The 15,186-nt window shown below is 69.2% G+C and carries 15 protein-coding genes; 14 read left to right on the forward strand and 1 reads right to left on the reverse strand.

All coding sequences use genetic code 11. The features are described 5' to 3' along the window. Positions 1 to 15 precede the first annotated feature (15 nt). The 10 genes from EDC82_RS04795 to EDC82_RS14710 all read left to right on the forward strand — a co-directional run bounded on the left by EDC82_RS04795 (position 16) and on the right by EDC82_RS14710 (position 10,908). Positions 16 to 1,158: a cysteine desulfurase family protein gene (locus EDC82_RS04795; RefSeq protein WP_235006282.1), complete on the forward strand. Its 1,143-nt coding sequence runs from the start codon at positions 16 to 18 to the stop codon at positions 1,156 to 1,158. Beyond that, on the forward strand, positions 1,158 to 2,315 hold the full coding sequence (gene mnmA / locus EDC82_RS04800; protein ID WP_131941997.1) for a tRNA 2-thiouridine(34) synthase MnmA: 1,158 nt from the start codon (positions 1,158 to 1,160) through the stop codon (positions 2,313 to 2,315). Before EDC82_RS04795 ends, mnmA begins: the two co-directional genes overlap by 1 nt. A gap of 3 nt (positions 2,316 to 2,318) precedes the next feature. Then, positions 2,319 to 3,347, forward strand: a complete 1,029-nt coding sequence (locus tag EDC82_RS04805; RefSeq protein ID WP_131940757.1) for a methionine synthase — start codon at positions 2,319 to 2,321, stop codon at positions 3,345 to 3,347. A gap of 127 nt (positions 3,348 to 3,474) precedes the next feature. Next, the gene (ligA, locus tag EDC82_RS04810; RefSeq protein WP_235006117.1) at positions 3,475 to 5,796 is read left to right on the forward strand and encodes an NAD-dependent DNA ligase LigA; all 2,322 of its coding nucleotides are present in this window, start codon (positions 3,475 to 3,477) and stop codon (positions 5,794 to 5,796) included. After that, a complete protein-coding gene (locus tag EDC82_RS04815; protein ID WP_006945997.1) occupies positions 5,789 to 6,025 on the forward strand; it encodes a glutaredoxin domain-containing protein in 237 nt (78 codons plus the stop codon). The genes ligA and EDC82_RS04815 overlap by 8 nt, the downstream gene beginning before the upstream one ends. A gap of 47 nt (positions 6,026 to 6,072) precedes the next feature. Next, positions 6,073 to 6,369, forward strand: a complete 297-nt coding sequence (gene gatC, locus EDC82_RS04820) for an Asp-tRNA(Asn)/Glu-tRNA(Gln) amidotransferase subunit GatC (protein ID WP_006946031.1) — start codon at positions 6,073 to 6,075, stop codon at positions 6,367 to 6,369. 3 nt (positions 6,370 to 6,372) lie between these two features. Further along, complete coding sequence (gene gatA, locus EDC82_RS04825; RefSeq protein ID WP_131940764.1) at positions 6,373 to 7,926, forward strand: Asp-tRNA(Asn)/Glu-tRNA(Gln) amidotransferase subunit GatA; 1,554 nt, start codon at positions 6,373 to 6,375, stop codon at positions 7,924 to 7,926. Continuing rightward, entirely contained in the window at positions 7,926 to 9,437 is a 1,512-nt protein-coding gene (gene gatB, locus EDC82_RS04830; RefSeq protein ID WP_131940766.1) for an Asp-tRNA(Asn)/Glu-tRNA(Gln) amidotransferase subunit GatB, read from the forward strand. The genes gatA and gatB overlap by 1 nt, the downstream gene beginning before the upstream one ends. A gap of 35 nt (positions 9,438 to 9,472) precedes the next feature. Continuing rightward, the gene (locus EDC82_RS04835; RefSeq protein ID WP_062257705.1) at positions 9,473 to 10,066 is read left to right on the forward strand and encodes a class F sortase; all 594 of its coding nucleotides are present in this window, start codon (positions 9,473 to 9,475) and stop codon (positions 10,064 to 10,066) included. A gap of 158 nt (positions 10,067 to 10,224) precedes the next feature. Beyond that, positions 10,225 to 10,908 (forward strand): hypothetical protein, encoded by a 684-nt coding sequence (locus EDC82_RS14710; RefSeq protein WP_200829276.1) that lies wholly within the window; start codon positions 10,225 to 10,227, stop codon positions 10,906 to 10,908. 70 nt (positions 10,909 to 10,978) lie between these two features. Here the strand turns inward: EDC82_RS14710 and EDC82_RS14495 are convergent, their stop codons facing one another. After that, positions 10,979 to 11,179: a hypothetical protein gene (locus EDC82_RS14495; RefSeq protein WP_050786539.1), complete on the reverse strand. Its 201-nt coding sequence runs from the start codon at positions 11,177 to 11,179 to the stop codon at positions 10,979 to 10,981. 178 nt (positions 11,180 to 11,357) lie between these two features. On the opposite strand from EDC82_RS14495, the gene EDC82_RS14500 reads away from it, so the two are divergent. From EDC82_RS14500 to ilvN, 4 genes are all read left to right on the forward strand, one after another. Continuing rightward, a complete protein-coding gene (locus tag EDC82_RS14500) occupies positions 11,358 to 11,774 on the forward strand; it encodes a class F sortase (protein ID WP_255569627.1) in 417 nt (138 codons plus the stop codon). A 161-nt stretch (positions 11,775 to 11,935) separates the two neighbouring features. Continuing rightward, complete coding sequence (locus EDC82_RS04850; protein WP_062257701.1) at positions 11,936 to 12,460, forward strand: histidine phosphatase family protein; 525 nt, start codon at positions 11,936 to 11,938, stop codon at positions 12,458 to 12,460. Between the two features lie 243 nt (positions 12,461 to 12,703). Then, positions 12,704 to 14,620, forward strand: a complete 1,917-nt coding sequence (locus EDC82_RS04855) for an acetolactate synthase large subunit (RefSeq protein WP_131940769.1) — start codon at positions 12,704 to 12,706, stop codon at positions 14,618 to 14,620. Then, the gene (ilvN, locus tag EDC82_RS04860; protein WP_006946034.1) at positions 14,617 to 15,135 is read left to right on the forward strand and encodes an acetolactate synthase small subunit; all 519 of its coding nucleotides are present in this window, start codon (positions 14,617 to 14,619) and stop codon (positions 15,133 to 15,135) included. Before EDC82_RS04855 ends, ilvN begins: the two co-directional genes overlap by 4 nt. The last annotated feature ends 51 nt before the right edge of the window (positions 15,136 to 15,186 follow it).

Raw genomic sequence — 15,186 nt, forward strand, 5'->3', positions numbered from 1 at the left:
GAGGTGATCGACGCGATGGCGAAACAGATGGCAATCGTGGGCAATGCGTCCAGCCTGCATACGAGTGGCCGCAATGCGCGCGGCGTCGTCGAGGAGTCGCGCGAGCGGATCGCAGCGGCTCTGGGGGCGCGTCCGTCGGAGGTCATCTTCACCTCCGGCGGCACCGAGAGCGACAACATGGCCATCAAGGGCACCTACCGCGCGACGCGCCGCATCGATGACGCGCGGCGCCGGCTCGTCGTCAGTGGCATCGAGCACCACGCCGTCCTCGACGCCGTCGAGGCGCTCGTCGCGCACGAGGGTGCGGCCGTCACCTGGGTCGAACCCACGAGCGACGGTGTCATCACGGCAGCAGCCGTCCGTGCCGCGATCGAGGCTGACGGTGGGCCGCAGACCGTCGCGCTCGTCAGCGTCATGTGGGCGAACAACGAGGTCGGCACCGTGCAGCCCATCGCCGAGATCGGTGCCGTCTGCGCGGAGTTCGCGATCCCGTTCCACACCGACGCGGTGCAGGCGATCGGCCACGTCGACGTCGACTTCGCCGCATCGAACACGACGATGCTCGCGCTCACCGGCCACAAGCTCGGCGGGCCACAAGGCGTCGGAGCGCTGCTGCTCGCCCGCGACGCGAAGCTCGACCCGCTGACCCACGGCGGCGGCCAGGAGCGTCAGGTGCGTAGCGGAACGCTCGACGTCGCCGGCATCCGGGGCTTGGCCATCGCCGTCGAACTCGCCTGTGCCGCACGCGAAGATGAGGCCGTGCGTCTCGTCGGCCTGCGTGACGCCCTCATCGACGGCGCCCTCGCGCTCGACCTCGGTATCGAGATCAGCGGCGCCTGGACGCGCGGCGACAGCACGTCACGGCTCCCCGGCAACGCCCACCTGCGTGTTCCCGGTTGTGACGGCGACTCGATGCTCTACCTGCTCGACGCCGCGGGCGTCGAGTGCTCGACGGGCTCGGCCTGCCAGGCCGGCGTGCCGCGTCCCAGCCACGTCCTGCTCGCCATGGGCATCCCCGAGGAACGAGCGCGCGGCGCATTGCGCCTCACCCTCGGGCATACCTCGACGCAGGCCGACGTTGACGCCTTTCTGGAGGCGCTGCCGGCCGTCGCCGAACGCGCCCGCAGAGCCCAGGAAGCTACCAGGAAGGTGTCGTGATGCGCGTCGTCGCCGCGATGAGCGGTGGAGTCGATTCCGCCGTGGCCGCCTCGCGCATGCTCGAGGCGGGCCACGACGTCGTCGGGGTCCACCTCGCGTTGTCCCAGTCCGCTGCCACGCTGCGCGAGAGCGCTCGCGGCTGCTGCACGATCGAGGACGCCGGTGACGCGCGCCGCGTCGCTGATCGCCTCGGCATCCCGTTCTACGTGTGGGACATGGCCGAGCGGTTCAAGGCCGATGTCGTCGAGGATTTCGTCGCCGAGTACGAAGCCGGACGTACCCCCAACCCGTGTCTGCGCTGCAACGAGAAGATCAAGTTCGCGGCGCTGCTCGACAAGGCGCTCGCGCTCGGTTTCGACGCCGTCGCGACCGGTCACTATGCGCAGATCGTCGAGGGCCCGAACGGCAAGGAGCTGCATCGGGCCGTCGACATGGCGAAGGACCAGTCGTACGTCCTCGGGGTGCTCGACGCCGAGCAGCTCGCGCACTCGTTCTTCCCGCTCGGCGACACGACGAAGCCGCAGATTCGTGAGGAGGCCGCGGCCAAGGGCTTCTACGTGGCGAACAAGCCCGACAGCCACGACATCTGCTTCATCGCCGACGGCGACACCAAGGCGTGGCTGACGAAGCGGCTCGGTGAGAAGCCCGGCGACATCGTCGACACCGACGGTGAGGTCGTCGGCCGGCACGAGGGCGCGTACGCGTACACCGTCGGTCAGCGTCGCGGGCTCGGACTCAAGGTGCCGCGCGACGACCACGCGAAGCGGTACGTCGTCGACGTCCAGCCGAAGACGAACACCGTCGTCGTCGGAACGGCCGATCTGCTCGGCGTCGACGTCATCGAAGGCTCGCACGCCCGCTGGCCCGGCCCGCCGCCCGTCGGTGAGGTGCGGCTCGGCGCGCAGCTTCGGGCGCACGGCGAGGAGTTTCCTGCGACCGTGACCGCTGACGATGACCGCGTCGTCGTGCGGCTCGACGCGCGCACACGCGGCGTGGCGCCGGGGCAGTCGGTCGTGCTGTACGAGGGCACGCGCGTCGTCGGGTCGGCGACGATCACCGCTACGTCACGTGCGCCGCGTCAGTCGAGTTCTGTTGTTACGGTGGGAGATTCGACGACAAGCTCTGACGGTTCCCCGAGCGTCGGGGCGAGTGAGTAGGCCGTGGCAGATCTTCTCGGGCCTCGCACGAGCGGCGTCGGTTCGCTGCCCGACGTCGGGTCGCGCGACGCCGTGCGGCAGGTGCGCGACCTGCTCGTCGGGGATGTTCCCGACGGCTTCGGCATCCCGTACGTTCCCGAGCAACCGGCGCGTGGGCCGGGCGCCGACATGATCGGCCGAGCTGCCGACCTGCTCGTCGAGATGCCGGTCGACCTGCAGCCTAGTGGCTGGCGCCTCACGCCCCCGGGCTCGGCTCGCGGGCGCGACCTGCGCCGCGCTCAAGGGTTCTTGCAACAGGATCTCGACGAGGTCGCCGAGGCCTACGACGGCTATATCGGACCGCTCAAGACGCAGGTGTGCGGTCCGTGGACGCTGGCCGCGTCGCTGTGGTTGCCCCGCGGGGAACGCGTCGTCAGCGACGCCGGGGCGTCGCGAGATCTGGCACAGTCGCTGGCCGCGGGCGCCGTCGGCCACGTCGAGCACCTGCGACGTCTCGTGCCCGGCGCCGACGTCGTCGTCCAGCTCGACGAACCGAGCCTGCCCGCCGTGCTCGCCGGCTCGATTCGCTCGCTGTCCGGCATGCGCCGGCTGCATCCCGTCGACGAGGGGCGGGCCGGTGAGGTTCTGCGCGACGTCGTCGACGCGGTCAGGGCGAGCGGGGCGAGCGTGACGGCGCACTGCTGCGCGCCCGACGCGCCGATCGCGCTCCTGCGTCGCGCGGGCCTCGACGGTGTCGCGCTCGACACGTCGCTCGTCGCCGAGCCCCAGTTCGACGCCCTGGGTGACGCGATCGACGGCGGGATGACGCTGTGGGCCGGGCTCGTGCCAACCACGTCGACCGAGCGTCACCCGCGCGTCCACGTCGAACGGTTCCTCGCGATGTGGAACCGCATCGGATTCGGGGCTGCGGAGTTCGACCGCCTCGTCGTCACCCCCGCGTGTGGTCTGGCGACGCTGCCGCCCAAGGATGCCCTTCGCATTCAGCGCCTCGCGATCGAAGCGGCCACGATGCTGCGAGAAAGCGTCGGCTGACGTCGTCGACGCATCTGGTGCCATAGCTCGTCCTGGCGACGAGAGCGTCGAACCTGACGCAAGCAGCACACCCGCCTCGCGTGGCCTCAGCCGCGGAATTCCGGGGTTGTCGTGCCGGTGGTGCAGGATGGAGCACGTGAGCGAGACGACGCCCAGGAAGGGCCGCCAGGCGAAGGCGGACACGCTGCGCACCGACGTACCCGACGCGGTGCGCCACCGCGCGGCGGAACTGACCGAGCAGATCGACGGCCACCAGTTCGCGTACTACGTGAAGGATGCGCCGACGATCAGCGATGGCGAGTACGACGAGTTGTTGCGCGAACTGCAGGGCATCGAGGAGAGCTACCCCGAGCTGCGTTCGCCGGAGTCGCCGACGCAGCGAGTCGGGGGCACGTACTCGACGGAGTTCACGGCCGTCGACCACGTCGAGCGCATGCTGAGCCTCGACAACGCGTTCAGCCCGGAGGAACTCGCGGAATGGGGCGACCGCGTCGTGCGCGAGGCAAACACGAGCTTCCACTACCTGTGCGAGCTGAAGATCGACGGGCTCGCCATCAACCTGCTCTACGAGAACGGCAAGCTCGTGCGCGGCGTGACGCGCGGCGACGGGCGCACGGGCGAGGACGTCACGCTCAACGTCCGCACGATCCAGGGCATCCCGCTCGAACTGCACGGCGACGACCTACCTCAGCTCGTCGAGATCCGCGGTGAGGTGTTCTTCCCGGTCAAGGAGTTCGAGGCGCTCAACGCTTCGCTCGTCGAAGAAGGCAAGTCGCCGTTCGCCAACCCGCGCAACGCGGCGGCGGGCTCGCTGCGACAGAAGGACCCGGCGAAGACGGCCAAGCGGCCGCTGCGGATGTTGGTCCACGGCATCGGTGCGCGCACCGGGTTCGACATCATCCGCCAGAGCGAGGCCTATGAACTGCTCGCCGACTGGGGGCTGCCGACGTCGCCCTACGCCAAGGTCCTCGACACGATGGACGAGGTGCAGAAGTTCGTCGCCCACTACGGGGAGCACCGGCACTCCGTCACGCACGAGATCGACGGCGTCGTCGTCAAGGTCGACGAGATCGCGGTGCAGCGCGCCCTCGGCGCGACGTCACGCGCGCCGCGCTGGGCCATCGCCTACAAGTACCCGCCCGAAGAGGTCAACACGAAGCTGCTCGACATCGAGGTCAACGTCGGACGCACCGGCCGCGTCACCCCGTTCGGCATGATGCAGCCCGTCAGGGTCGCCGGCTCGACGGTGTCGATGGCGACGCTGCACAACGCGTTCGAGGTCAAGCGCAAGGGCGTGCTGATCGGCGACACCGTGGTGCTGCGCAAGGCGGGCGACGTCATCCCAGAGATCGTCGGGCCCGTCGTCGAGGCGCGCACGGGCGACGAGCGGGAGTTCGTCATGCCGACGCACTGCCCGGCCTGCGGCACTGAGCTCGCCTACGAACGTGAGGGCAACAAGGACATCCGCTGCCCGAACGGCCGCACCTGTCCCTCCCAGTTGCGTGAACGCCTGTTCTCGCTCGCGAGCCGTGGCGCCTTCGACATCGAGGCCCTCGGCTGGGAGGGCGCCATCTCGCTGCTCGAATCGGGGGTGCTGACGGACGAATCCACCCTGTTCGACCTCACCTACGACGACCTCGCCCGGGTGCCCCTCTACACGCGCGTCGCGAAGAAGAGCGACCCGGAGGCCAAGGTGCGCGACGGACGCATCGTCTCGGCGACGGGGGAGAAACTGCTCGCCAACCTCGAAGTCGCCAAGACGCAACCGTTGTGGCGCGTCATCGTCGCCCTGTCGATCCGACACGTCGGCCCGACGGCGGCGCGCGCGCTCGCGACCCAGTTCGGTTCGATCGACGCAATCCGTGACGCCGACGAGGCGACGCTCGCCGCGACCGACGGCGTCGGCGCCGTCATCGCCCACTCGATCAAGGAGTGGTTCGCCGTCGACTGGCACGAGAACATCGTCGCCGGGTGGGCCGCGAGCGGCGTGCGCATGGAGGACGAACGCGACGAGTCGATCGAGCAGACCCTCGCCGGTCTGACGATCGTCGCGACCGGTTCGCTTGAGAACTTCACGCGTGACGGCGTCAAGGAGGCGATCATCGCGCGCGGCGGCAAGGCATCCGGCAGCGTGAGCAAGAAGACCGACTACGTCGTGCTCGGCGAGAACGCGGGGTCGAAGGCGACGAAGGCCGAGGAGCTGGGTCTGCGCATCCTCGACGAGGCCCAGTTCACGCGCCTGCTCGAGGGCGGCGCGGCCGCTCTCGGTGACGGAGTGGGCGACGACGAAGGCGCAGCGGGTGACGAAGTGTCCGAGCTTGCCGTCGACGACGCGCTCGAAGAAGCTCACGCTCCGGTCGATCCGGAGCCCGCCGCCACGGACGATGAAACCACGGACGGTGAAACCGCACCGGCCGACACCACGACGAAGGAACCTGACGATGAGTGACGTGACGATCTACTGGCGGCCGGGTTGCCCGTTCTGCACCCGCCTCGAGCGCGCGCTGGGCGCCGACGGCACGCGCGCGACGTGGCGCAACATCTGGGAGGACGAGGAGGCTCGCGAGTTCGTCGCGATGGTCAATGACGGCAACGAGGTCGTGCCCACCGTCGTCATCGACGGCCGTCCCCACACCAACCCCGACCCGGCCCTGGTCAAGAAGGCGCTCGTGGGCTGAGTGCCCACCCGAGCACGCCGATCCACACACCACATAGGATGACGCCCATGTCTTCTCTCTCCCGCGATGAGGTGGCGCACGTCGCCGGCCTGGCCCGCATCCAGCTCTCGGACGACGAACTGGAGACGTTCGCCGGCCAGCTCGACTCGATCGTCGGTTTCGTGGCCAGCGTCAGCGAGGTCGCGGCCGATGACATCCCGCCGATGTCGCACCCGCTGCCCCTGACGAACGTGACGCGTGCTGACGAGGTGCGAGCGTCGTTGAGCGCCGAGGAGGCGCTCGCGATGGCCCCGGCGAGCGAGCAGCAGCGCTTCGCGGTGCCGCGCATCCTCAGCGAGGACTGATCCATGAGTGCTGACACGACCGACGAGACGAGCAAGGGTTCGACCGTGACCGACGACATCATCCGCCTCAGCGCCGCCGAGATGGCGAGCAAGCTCGGCGACGGCAGCCTCACCTCCGTCGAGCTGACGCAGGCCCACCTCGACCGCATCGCGGCGGTCGACGGTGACGTCCACGCCTTCCTCCACGTCAACGCCGAGGAGGCGCTCGCCACGGCCGCGCAGGTCGACGCCGACCGCGCCGCCGGCAAGACGCTGCACCCCCTCGCCGGCGTCCCCGTCGCCGTCAAGGACGTCGTGACGACGAAGGGCCAGCCGACGACGGCCGGTTCGAAGATGCTCGAGGGCTGGATCCCGCCGTACGACGCGACGATCGTCACGAAGCTGCGCGCTGCCGGCATGCCGATCCTCGGCAAGACGAACATGGACGAGTTCGCGATGGGTTCCTCGACCGAGCACAGCGCCTACGGTCCGACGCACAACCCGTGGGATCTCGAGCGCATCCCGGGCGGCTCCGGTGGCGGTTCGGCCGCCGCCGTCGCGGCTTTCGAGGCGCCCCTTGCGGTCGGCACCGACACGGGCGGCTCGATCCGTCAGCCCGCGTCCGTCACCGGCACCGTCGGCACGAAGCCGACGTACGGCGGCATCAGCCGTTACGGCCTCATCGCCATGGCGAGCTCGCTCGACCAGGCGGGCCCGTGCACCCGTTCCGTCCTCGACGCCGCGCTGCTGCACGACGTCATGGGCGGGCACGACGGGATGGACTCGACGTCGATCGACGCCCCCGTCCCGCCCGTCGTCGAGGCGGCGAAGCGCGGCGACGTCTCCGGCATGAAGATCGGCATCATCGAGCAGCTCGACGGTGAGGGTTACCAGAGCGGCGTCAAAGCGCGCTTCGACGAGGCAGTTGCGGCCCTCGTCGACGCCGGCGCTGAGGTCGTGACCGTCTCGTGCCCGAGCTTCGAACAGGCGCTCGCCGCCTACTACCTCGTCATGCCGTCGGAGGTCAGCTCCAACCTCGCGAAGTTCGACGCCATGCGCTACGGCCTGCGCGTCTCGCCCGAGGGCGTCGAGGCTCCGTCGGCCGAGCAGGTCATGGCCGCCAGCCGTGACGCGGGCTTCGGCAGCGAGGTGAAGCGACGCATCATCCTCGGTACCTATGCCCTCTCGAGCGGTTACTACGACGCCTACTACGGCCAGGCGCAGAAGGTGCGCACGCTCATCGCACGCGACTTCGCCAAGGCGTTCGAGACGGCCGACGTCCTCGTCAGTCCGACGTGCCCGACGACGGCGTTCAAGCTCGGCGAGAAGCTCGAGGACCCGATGGCGATGTACCTCAACGACGTCGCGACGATCCCCGCCAACCTCGCCGGTCTGCCCGGCATGTCGCTGCCCGCCGGTCTGTCGGACGACGGGCTTCCCGTCGGCTTCCAGATCCTCGCACCCGCGACGAAGGACGAGCGCATGTACGAGGTCGGGGCCGCGCTGGAGAAGGCACTCGAGAAGACCTGGGGCGGGCCGCTGCTCGCGAAGGCTCCGGCACTGAAGGAGAACAACTGATGGACGCCGTCCTCGACTACGACGAGGCCCTCGCGACGTACGACCCCGTCATGGGGTTCGAGGTGCACGTCGAGCTGAACACGAACACGAAGATGTTCTGCGGCTGCGCCACCGAGTTCGGCGCCGAGCCCAACACGCAGACGTGCCCCGTCTGCCTCGGTCTGCCGGGCGCGCTGCCTGTCGTGAACGCCAAGGGCGTCGAGTCGGCCATCCGCATCGGTCTCGCGCTCAACTGCGAGATCGCCGAGTGGTGCCGCTTCGCCCGGAAGAACTACTTCTACCCGGACATGCCGAAGAACTTCCAGACGTCGCAGTACGACGAGCCGATCGCGTTCGACGGCTACCTCGACGTGGAGCTCGAGGACGGCACCCCGTGGCGCGTCGAGATCGAGCGCGCGCACATGGAGGAGGACACGGGCAAGTCGCTGCACGTCGGTGGTGCGACCGGTCGCATCCAGGGCGCCGACCACTCGCTGCTCGACTACAACCGCGCGGGCATCCCGCTCATCGAGATCGTGACGAAGCCGCTCGTCGGAGCGGGGGAGCGCGCGCCCGAGATCGCAAAGGCGTACGTCGCCGCGATCCGTGAGCTGATGCGCGCCCTCGACGTCTCGGACGCCCGCATGGAGCAGGGATCGATGCGGTGCGACGCCAACGTCTCGCTCATGCGCAAGGGCGCCGACGAGTTCGGCACCCGCACGGAGACGAAGAACGTCAACTCGCTGCGTTCCGTCGAGCGCGCGGTGCGCTACGAGATCACCCGCCAGGCCGCCATCCTCGACGACGGTGGCTCCATCCTGCAGGAGACGCGCCACTGGCACGAGGACACGGGCGTCACGACCTCCGGGCGCCCGAAGTCGGACGCCGACGACTACCGCTACTTCCCCGAGCCCGACCTCGTCCCCGTCGCGCCGAGCCGCGAATGGGTCGAGGAGCTGCGCGCGACGCTGCCCGAACCGCCCGCGGAGCGCCGCAAGCGTCTGCAGGGCGAGTGGGGTCTCTCCGACCTCGAGATGCGCGACGTCTACAACGCCGGCGCCGTCGAGACGATCGAGGAGACGATCGCTGCCGGCGCGACGCCGGCCGGTGCCCGCAAGTGGTGGACGGGCGAGATCGCCCGCCTGGCCAACAAGGCCGGCCAGCCGTTCGTCGAGTTCGCCGCTGAGCGCAACGTGACGCCGGCGACGATCGCCGAGCTCGACGGACTCGTGACGTCGGGGCGCCTCAACGACTCGATGGCCCGTCAGACGCTCGAAGGCGTGCTCGCCGGCGAGGGCCAGCCGACCCAGGTGGCCGATGCCCGCGGCCTCGAACTCGTGCAGGACGACGGCGCGCTCGAGGCCGCGGTCGCCAAGGTCATCGACGCCAACCCAGACGTCGCGCAGAAGGTGCGTGACGGCAAGGTGCAGGCCGCCGGCGCGCTCATCGGCCAGGTGATGAAAGAGATGAAGGGCCAGGCCGACGCGGCCAAGGCCCGTACGATCATCCTGACCCAGCTCGGACAGGCCTGAGCGCGAGCGGGCATGTGACGGACGAAGGGACGCCCATGGATCGTCGAGGATTTCTGACGGTAGCCGGCGCCGCGCTGTTCGGCGCCACGGCGTGCTCATCGGGTGGCTCGGGCGGCTCGTCGTCGGACCACACCGCTTCAGTGCCCACGACGTCCGTGGCGCCGACCGCGAAGGCGTCGAAGGGCGGCGGCAGCGTGCCGGTGAAGCTGACGATCCCGTCGATTGATTTCGACCGCAAGCTCACGGGCATGGGTCTCACGGACGACGGCGAGATCTCGCCGCCCCCCGGCGTGACGCAGTGGTACAACGCCACCGTCAGCCCGGGCCAGAACGGCATCTCGGTCATCGCCGGGCACGTCACCTATGACGGCCCCGACGTGTTCGCCAACCTCGAGAAGGTCAAGGTCGGCGATCAGCTCAGCGTCGGGTTCGCCGATGGTTCGTCGAAGAAGTTCGTCGTGGTGCGGGAGAAGTCGGTCGACAAGCAGGCCCTACGCACCGACCGGAGCGTGTGGGGCTCCTCGAGCACACCCAGCCTCGTGCTCATCACGTGCGACGCCGAATCCAAGCTCGTCGGCCAGCACCACCTCAACAACTTCGTCGTGTGGACGAAACCCGTTTCCGGATGATTCACCTGCATTACTGCGCAGTACCACTGACAATCCTCCCAGCCTGTGCTTAGCTGAATCACAGGCGGGGAGGGGTCAGCGTTCACCGCGATCCCTGCGGGGGCCGCGCAGAGCATGACGCACCGCCGAGTCCAAAGGAAATCTCGAAAGGTGCCATCATGAAGAAGTTTGCTGGTCTCGCAGCGGTCGGCGTCGGCGCGCTCGCCTTCACAGGTGCAGGCGCATCGCAGGCGGCTGAGACGCACATCAGCGGTAACCTGCAGTACACGTCGATGACCTACTGGTGCGACAAGGGCAAGCCGAACTTCGCATTCGGCTACCGCACGCTGAACAAGACGGAGTCGCAGGTCACGTTCACGGCTTCGGGCTTCAAGCCGCTCGTGACGAAGAACGTCTCGCCCTACACGGCGAGCCGTACCGTCTACGCCGTCGGGGGTTACGCAGGCAAGCCGATCACGGTGACGGCACACGCTGCCTCGACCGGTTCCTCCTTCAGCGTCTCGGGTCGCGTTCCGTCGAGCTGTGCCGGCCTGCCCACTGTCCTTCCGTTCACGGACTGGTCCGCCGCAGGCAAGCCCACCGCGCAGCCGGTGCCGACGAAGCCGGCCCGGACGAAGCCGGCCCCGACCAAGCCCGCGCCGACCAAGCCGGCTCCGACCAAGCCCGCGCCGACGAAGCCGGCTCCCACCACGTCGGCCCCGACCACCACGGGTCAGGGCCCGAAGGTCGAGACGGACCGCGTCGTCACGAACCAGAACGACACCACCGCTGCCGCGGCCGGCCTGGGCGCCCTCGCCCTCGCGGGTGGCGGGCTCGTCGTGGCGCGTCGCGCGCGCCGCTGACGAGCGTCTCGCGATGCACGGTGACGCCGGGGTCCTCGACGGATCCCGGCGTCACCGCGTCCAGGGCGACCTAGACTGACGCCATGAAGAACACCTTGGGGAAGTGTGTCGGCGCGGTCTCGGTCGCGCTCTGTCTGAGTGCGTGTGGTAGCGGTGGGGGAAGCTCGGACAAGTCCGTCTCCGTCTCAGCATCGTCGACATCGCCGTCGTCCGTCTCGGTCACGTCGTCCAGCTCCGCGCCCTCGCCGTCGGGCACGGCAGCGTCGAGCACGTCGGCCGCGTCGTCGTCGGCTGCCCCGGCCCCTCAGACCAGCGGCCCATCGTCAGCCGGTCGTCCCAGCGGCTCGGCCACGCCGCGTGCGAGCGCATCGAGCGGCGTCTCCAAACCCGGCGGAGGAAGCGGTGGCGCGAGCGTCGCGGTTCCGAGGTCCGCCGCGGTCAACATCTCGATCCCGAGCATCGGGCTCGATCACAGCATCGTGCCCGGCGGGCTCAACGGGGGCGTGCTGAACCCGCCGAGCGGCGTCATCCAGCAGTTCACCGGATACGGGCGTGTGACCCCGGGCAAGCCGGGCATCAGTGTGCTCGCGGGCCACGTCACCTACAACGGGCCCGACGTGTTCTACAAGCTGTCGAGCGCCCCGGTCGGTGGCCGGGTCACGATCTCCTACGCCGACGGCACGCACAAGGACTTCGTCATCACCTCGAAGGCCAGCGTCGACAAGAACGCGCTGCAGAACGACTCGCGCGTGTGGGGCGCGAGCGCCGCCCCGGTCCTCGCACTCGTCACTTGCGACTCCTCGAGCGGCTGGGCCAACGCGCAGCACCACACCAACAACTTCGTCGTCTGGGCGAGCCCCGCCTGAGATCGGTCCGGCACGGACCTCCGACTGAAGGCCGAACGGCCGACGCCGATGCGATCGTCGATGGCCACGCCGAGCGACGATGGCGGCCAGAGCGTCGCGGCCTCATGCGGGCCGCGTGGCCGCGTTTGGCGTGAGGCGTACGCGGCGACGAAGATGAGCAGGTGAGTGAAACCACCCGACGTCTCGTACTCCTTCGTCACGCCACCGCCGAACCGGCCGGCCCTGACGGTGACGAAGCGCGCCACCTCAGTGACGGTGGCGTGAGCGAGGCCCGCGCCGTCGGCCGGTGGCTCAAGAACGAGGGGCTGCTCGGCGATGTCGTCGTGTGCTCGCCGGCGCTGCGCACCCGCGAGACGTGGGCCGCCATCCAGGACGAGACGGGCCATGGCGTCATCATCACGATGGAGCCCGCCGTCTGCGAAGCCGACACGCAGACGCTGCTGGCCGTCGTCCACGAACTCGACGCGACGGCGCCCGAGGCGACGAGCGCGATCGTCGTCGGCCACGCGCCGGGTTTGCCGCAGCTTGCCCATGACCTGTGTGCCGGCGAGGGCGCGGACATCGATGTCGTCACGCGCGGATTCGTGCCGGCCTCGGCTGCCGTGCTCGAGACCACCGGAGCGTGGACCTCGTTCCTGCCCGGCGGCGCGAGCCTCACCACCGCTCGCCCCGGGACGGCGGGCTGACGCGGACACCGAACGCCGCCCTTCGCTGACCGCATCGTGAGATGCGCGTCTCACGATGTTGACCCATGAGTAACCCCGCGACAAAACTATGTGACATGGCACAGGTTCTCGTACTCACGCAGCGTGCGTTCTGATCGGTTCGACCGACACGACGCACGCTGATCCCTCATCGCCGCACAGGCTGGGGGATTTTTTGATGCCAGACCCTCGTGCACGACCTCCAGGTGAAAGTGGTGAGTACTGATGAGCGATACGGCGACGACCGATCGCGCACCCACCCCGGGTGACGTCGCGGCGAAGCGCGCAGGCGAGCAGGTGAGCGTCACCGGCGCGCAGAGCCTCGTCCTCGCGCTCGAGGCGCAGGGCGTCGAGACCGTCTTCGGCCTGCCCGGCGGTGCGATCCTGCCGGCCTACGACCCGCTGCTCGACTCGGTCTCCGTCCGCCACATCCTCGTCCGCCACGAGCAGGGCGCCGGTCACGCGGCGCAGGGTTATGCCGCCGCCACCGGCAAGGTCGGCGTCTGCATGGCGACCTCCGGCCCCGGCGCGACGAACCTCGTCACGCCCCTGGCCGACGCGTACATGGACTCCGTGCCGATCGTCGCCATCACCGGCCAGGTCAGCTCCAAGACCATCGGTACGGACGCGTTCCAGGAAGCGGACATCCGCGGCATCACGATGCCGATCACGAAGCACAACTACCTCGTGACGGACCCGGCCGACATCCCGCGCGCCATCGCCGAGGCGTTCCACGTGGCGCGCAGCGGCCGCCCGGGCCCGGTCCTCGTCGACATCACGAAGGACGCGCTCGTGTCGAAGACGACATTCTCGTGGCCGCCGCGCTTCGAACTGCCCGGTTACCGCCCCGTCACGACGCCGCACGCCAAGCAGATCAAGGCGGCCGCCGAGATGATCCGCGCAGCGGAGCGCCCGGTGCTCTACATCGGCGGCGGCGTCATCCGCGCCGAGGCGAGCAAGGAGCTGAAGGCGCTCGCCGAGCAGACGCAGATCCCCGTCGTGACGACGCTCATGGCGCGCGGCGCCTTCCCCGACAGCCACGAGCTGCATCTCGGCATGCCGGGCATGCACGGCAGCGTCCCCGCCGTGACGGCGCTGCAGCGCGCCGACCTGCTCATCACGATCGGCGCCCGCTTCGACGACCGCGTCACCGGTGCGCTCGACAGCTTCGCGCCCGAGGCCAAGGTCATCCACGCCGACATCGACCCGGCCGAGATCAGCAAGAACCGATACGCCGACGTCCCGATCGTGGGCGACGCGCGCGAGGTGCTGCTCGAGCTGGCGCGTGCGCTCGACGACGTCGACACCTCGCGCTACGCGACGTGGCGTGAGACGACGGCGTCGTGGAAGGAGCAGTTCCCGCTCGGCTACGCGACGCCGGAGGACGACAAGCTCGCGCCGCAGTACGTCATCGAACGCATCTCGGCGCTCACCGGGGCCGAGGGCACGTACGTCGCCGGCGTCGGCCAGCACCAGATGTGGGCGGCCCAGTTCGTGACGTACGACCGTCCGAACGCGTGGATCAACTCCGGCGGCCTCGGCACGATGGGCTACTCGGTGCCCGCCGCGATGGGTGCGAAGGCCGCCGAGCCGGAGCGCACCGTCTGGGCGATCGACGGCGACGGCTGCTTCCAGATGACGAACCAGGAACTCGCGACCTGCGTCATCAACGACATCCCGATCAAGGTCGCCGTCATCAACAACTCGAGCCTCGGCATGGTGCGCCAGTGGCAGACGCTGTTCTACAACGAGCGCTACTCGAACACCGACCTGCACACCTCGCACGGCGGCAGCCGCATCCCCGACTTCGTCAAGCTCGCCGACGCCTACGGCTGCGTGGGCCTGCGCTGCGAGCGGCCCGAGGACGTCGACGCGACGATCAAGCAGGCGCTCGAGATCAACGACCGTCCCGTCGTCATCGACTTCGTCGTGGAGCGCGACGCGATGGTGTGGCCGATGGTGCCCGCCGGCGTGAGCAACGACCTCATCACGATGGCGCGCGACATCACGCCCGTCTGGGATCGCGACGAGGACGACGCCGACGACGTCAACATCCCGGACGAGGACGAGGCGGTCGAAGCGGCCCGCGAGGATGGCGCTGCCACAGCCGACGCCGCGCAGACGAAGGAGCAGCAGCGATGACGACGAACCGCCACATCCTGTCCGTGCTCGTCGAGAACAAGTCGGGTGTGCTCGCGCGCATCTCCGGGCTGATCTCGCGACGCGGGTTCAACATCCACTCCCTCGCCGTGGGGGAGACGGAGGATCCGCACGTCTCGCGCATGACGGTCACGGTCGACGCCGACGACGTCGCGCTCGAGCAGGTCGTCAAGCAGCTCAACAAGCTCGTCGAGGTGCTCAAGGTCGTCGAACTCGACCACGCGAGCGCCATCGAACGTCAGCTCGTGCTGTTCAAGGTGAAGGCTGACGCCGCGACGCGCTCGCAGATCATCGATCTCGTGACGATGTTCCGCGCCAACATCATCGACGTGACCAACGAGTCGGTCGTCATCGAGGCGACGGGCACGCTCACGAAGCTCGAGGCGCTGCTCACGACGCTCGAGCCGTTCGGGATCCGCGAGCTCGTGCAGTCCGGCGTCGTCGGTCTGGGTCGCGGCTCCAAGGCCATCTCGGCGCGCGACAAGAAGAAGAACTGAACTTTCCGCCCGAGTGAGTGCTCGGGCAGAATCGAACCGAACAGGCCGCCG

This window comes from Dermacoccus sp. SAI-028 (genome assembly GCF_004346775.1).
Lineage (GTDB): Bacteria > Actinomycetota > Actinomycetes > Actinomycetales > Dermatophilaceae > Dermacoccus > Dermacoccus nishinomiyaensis.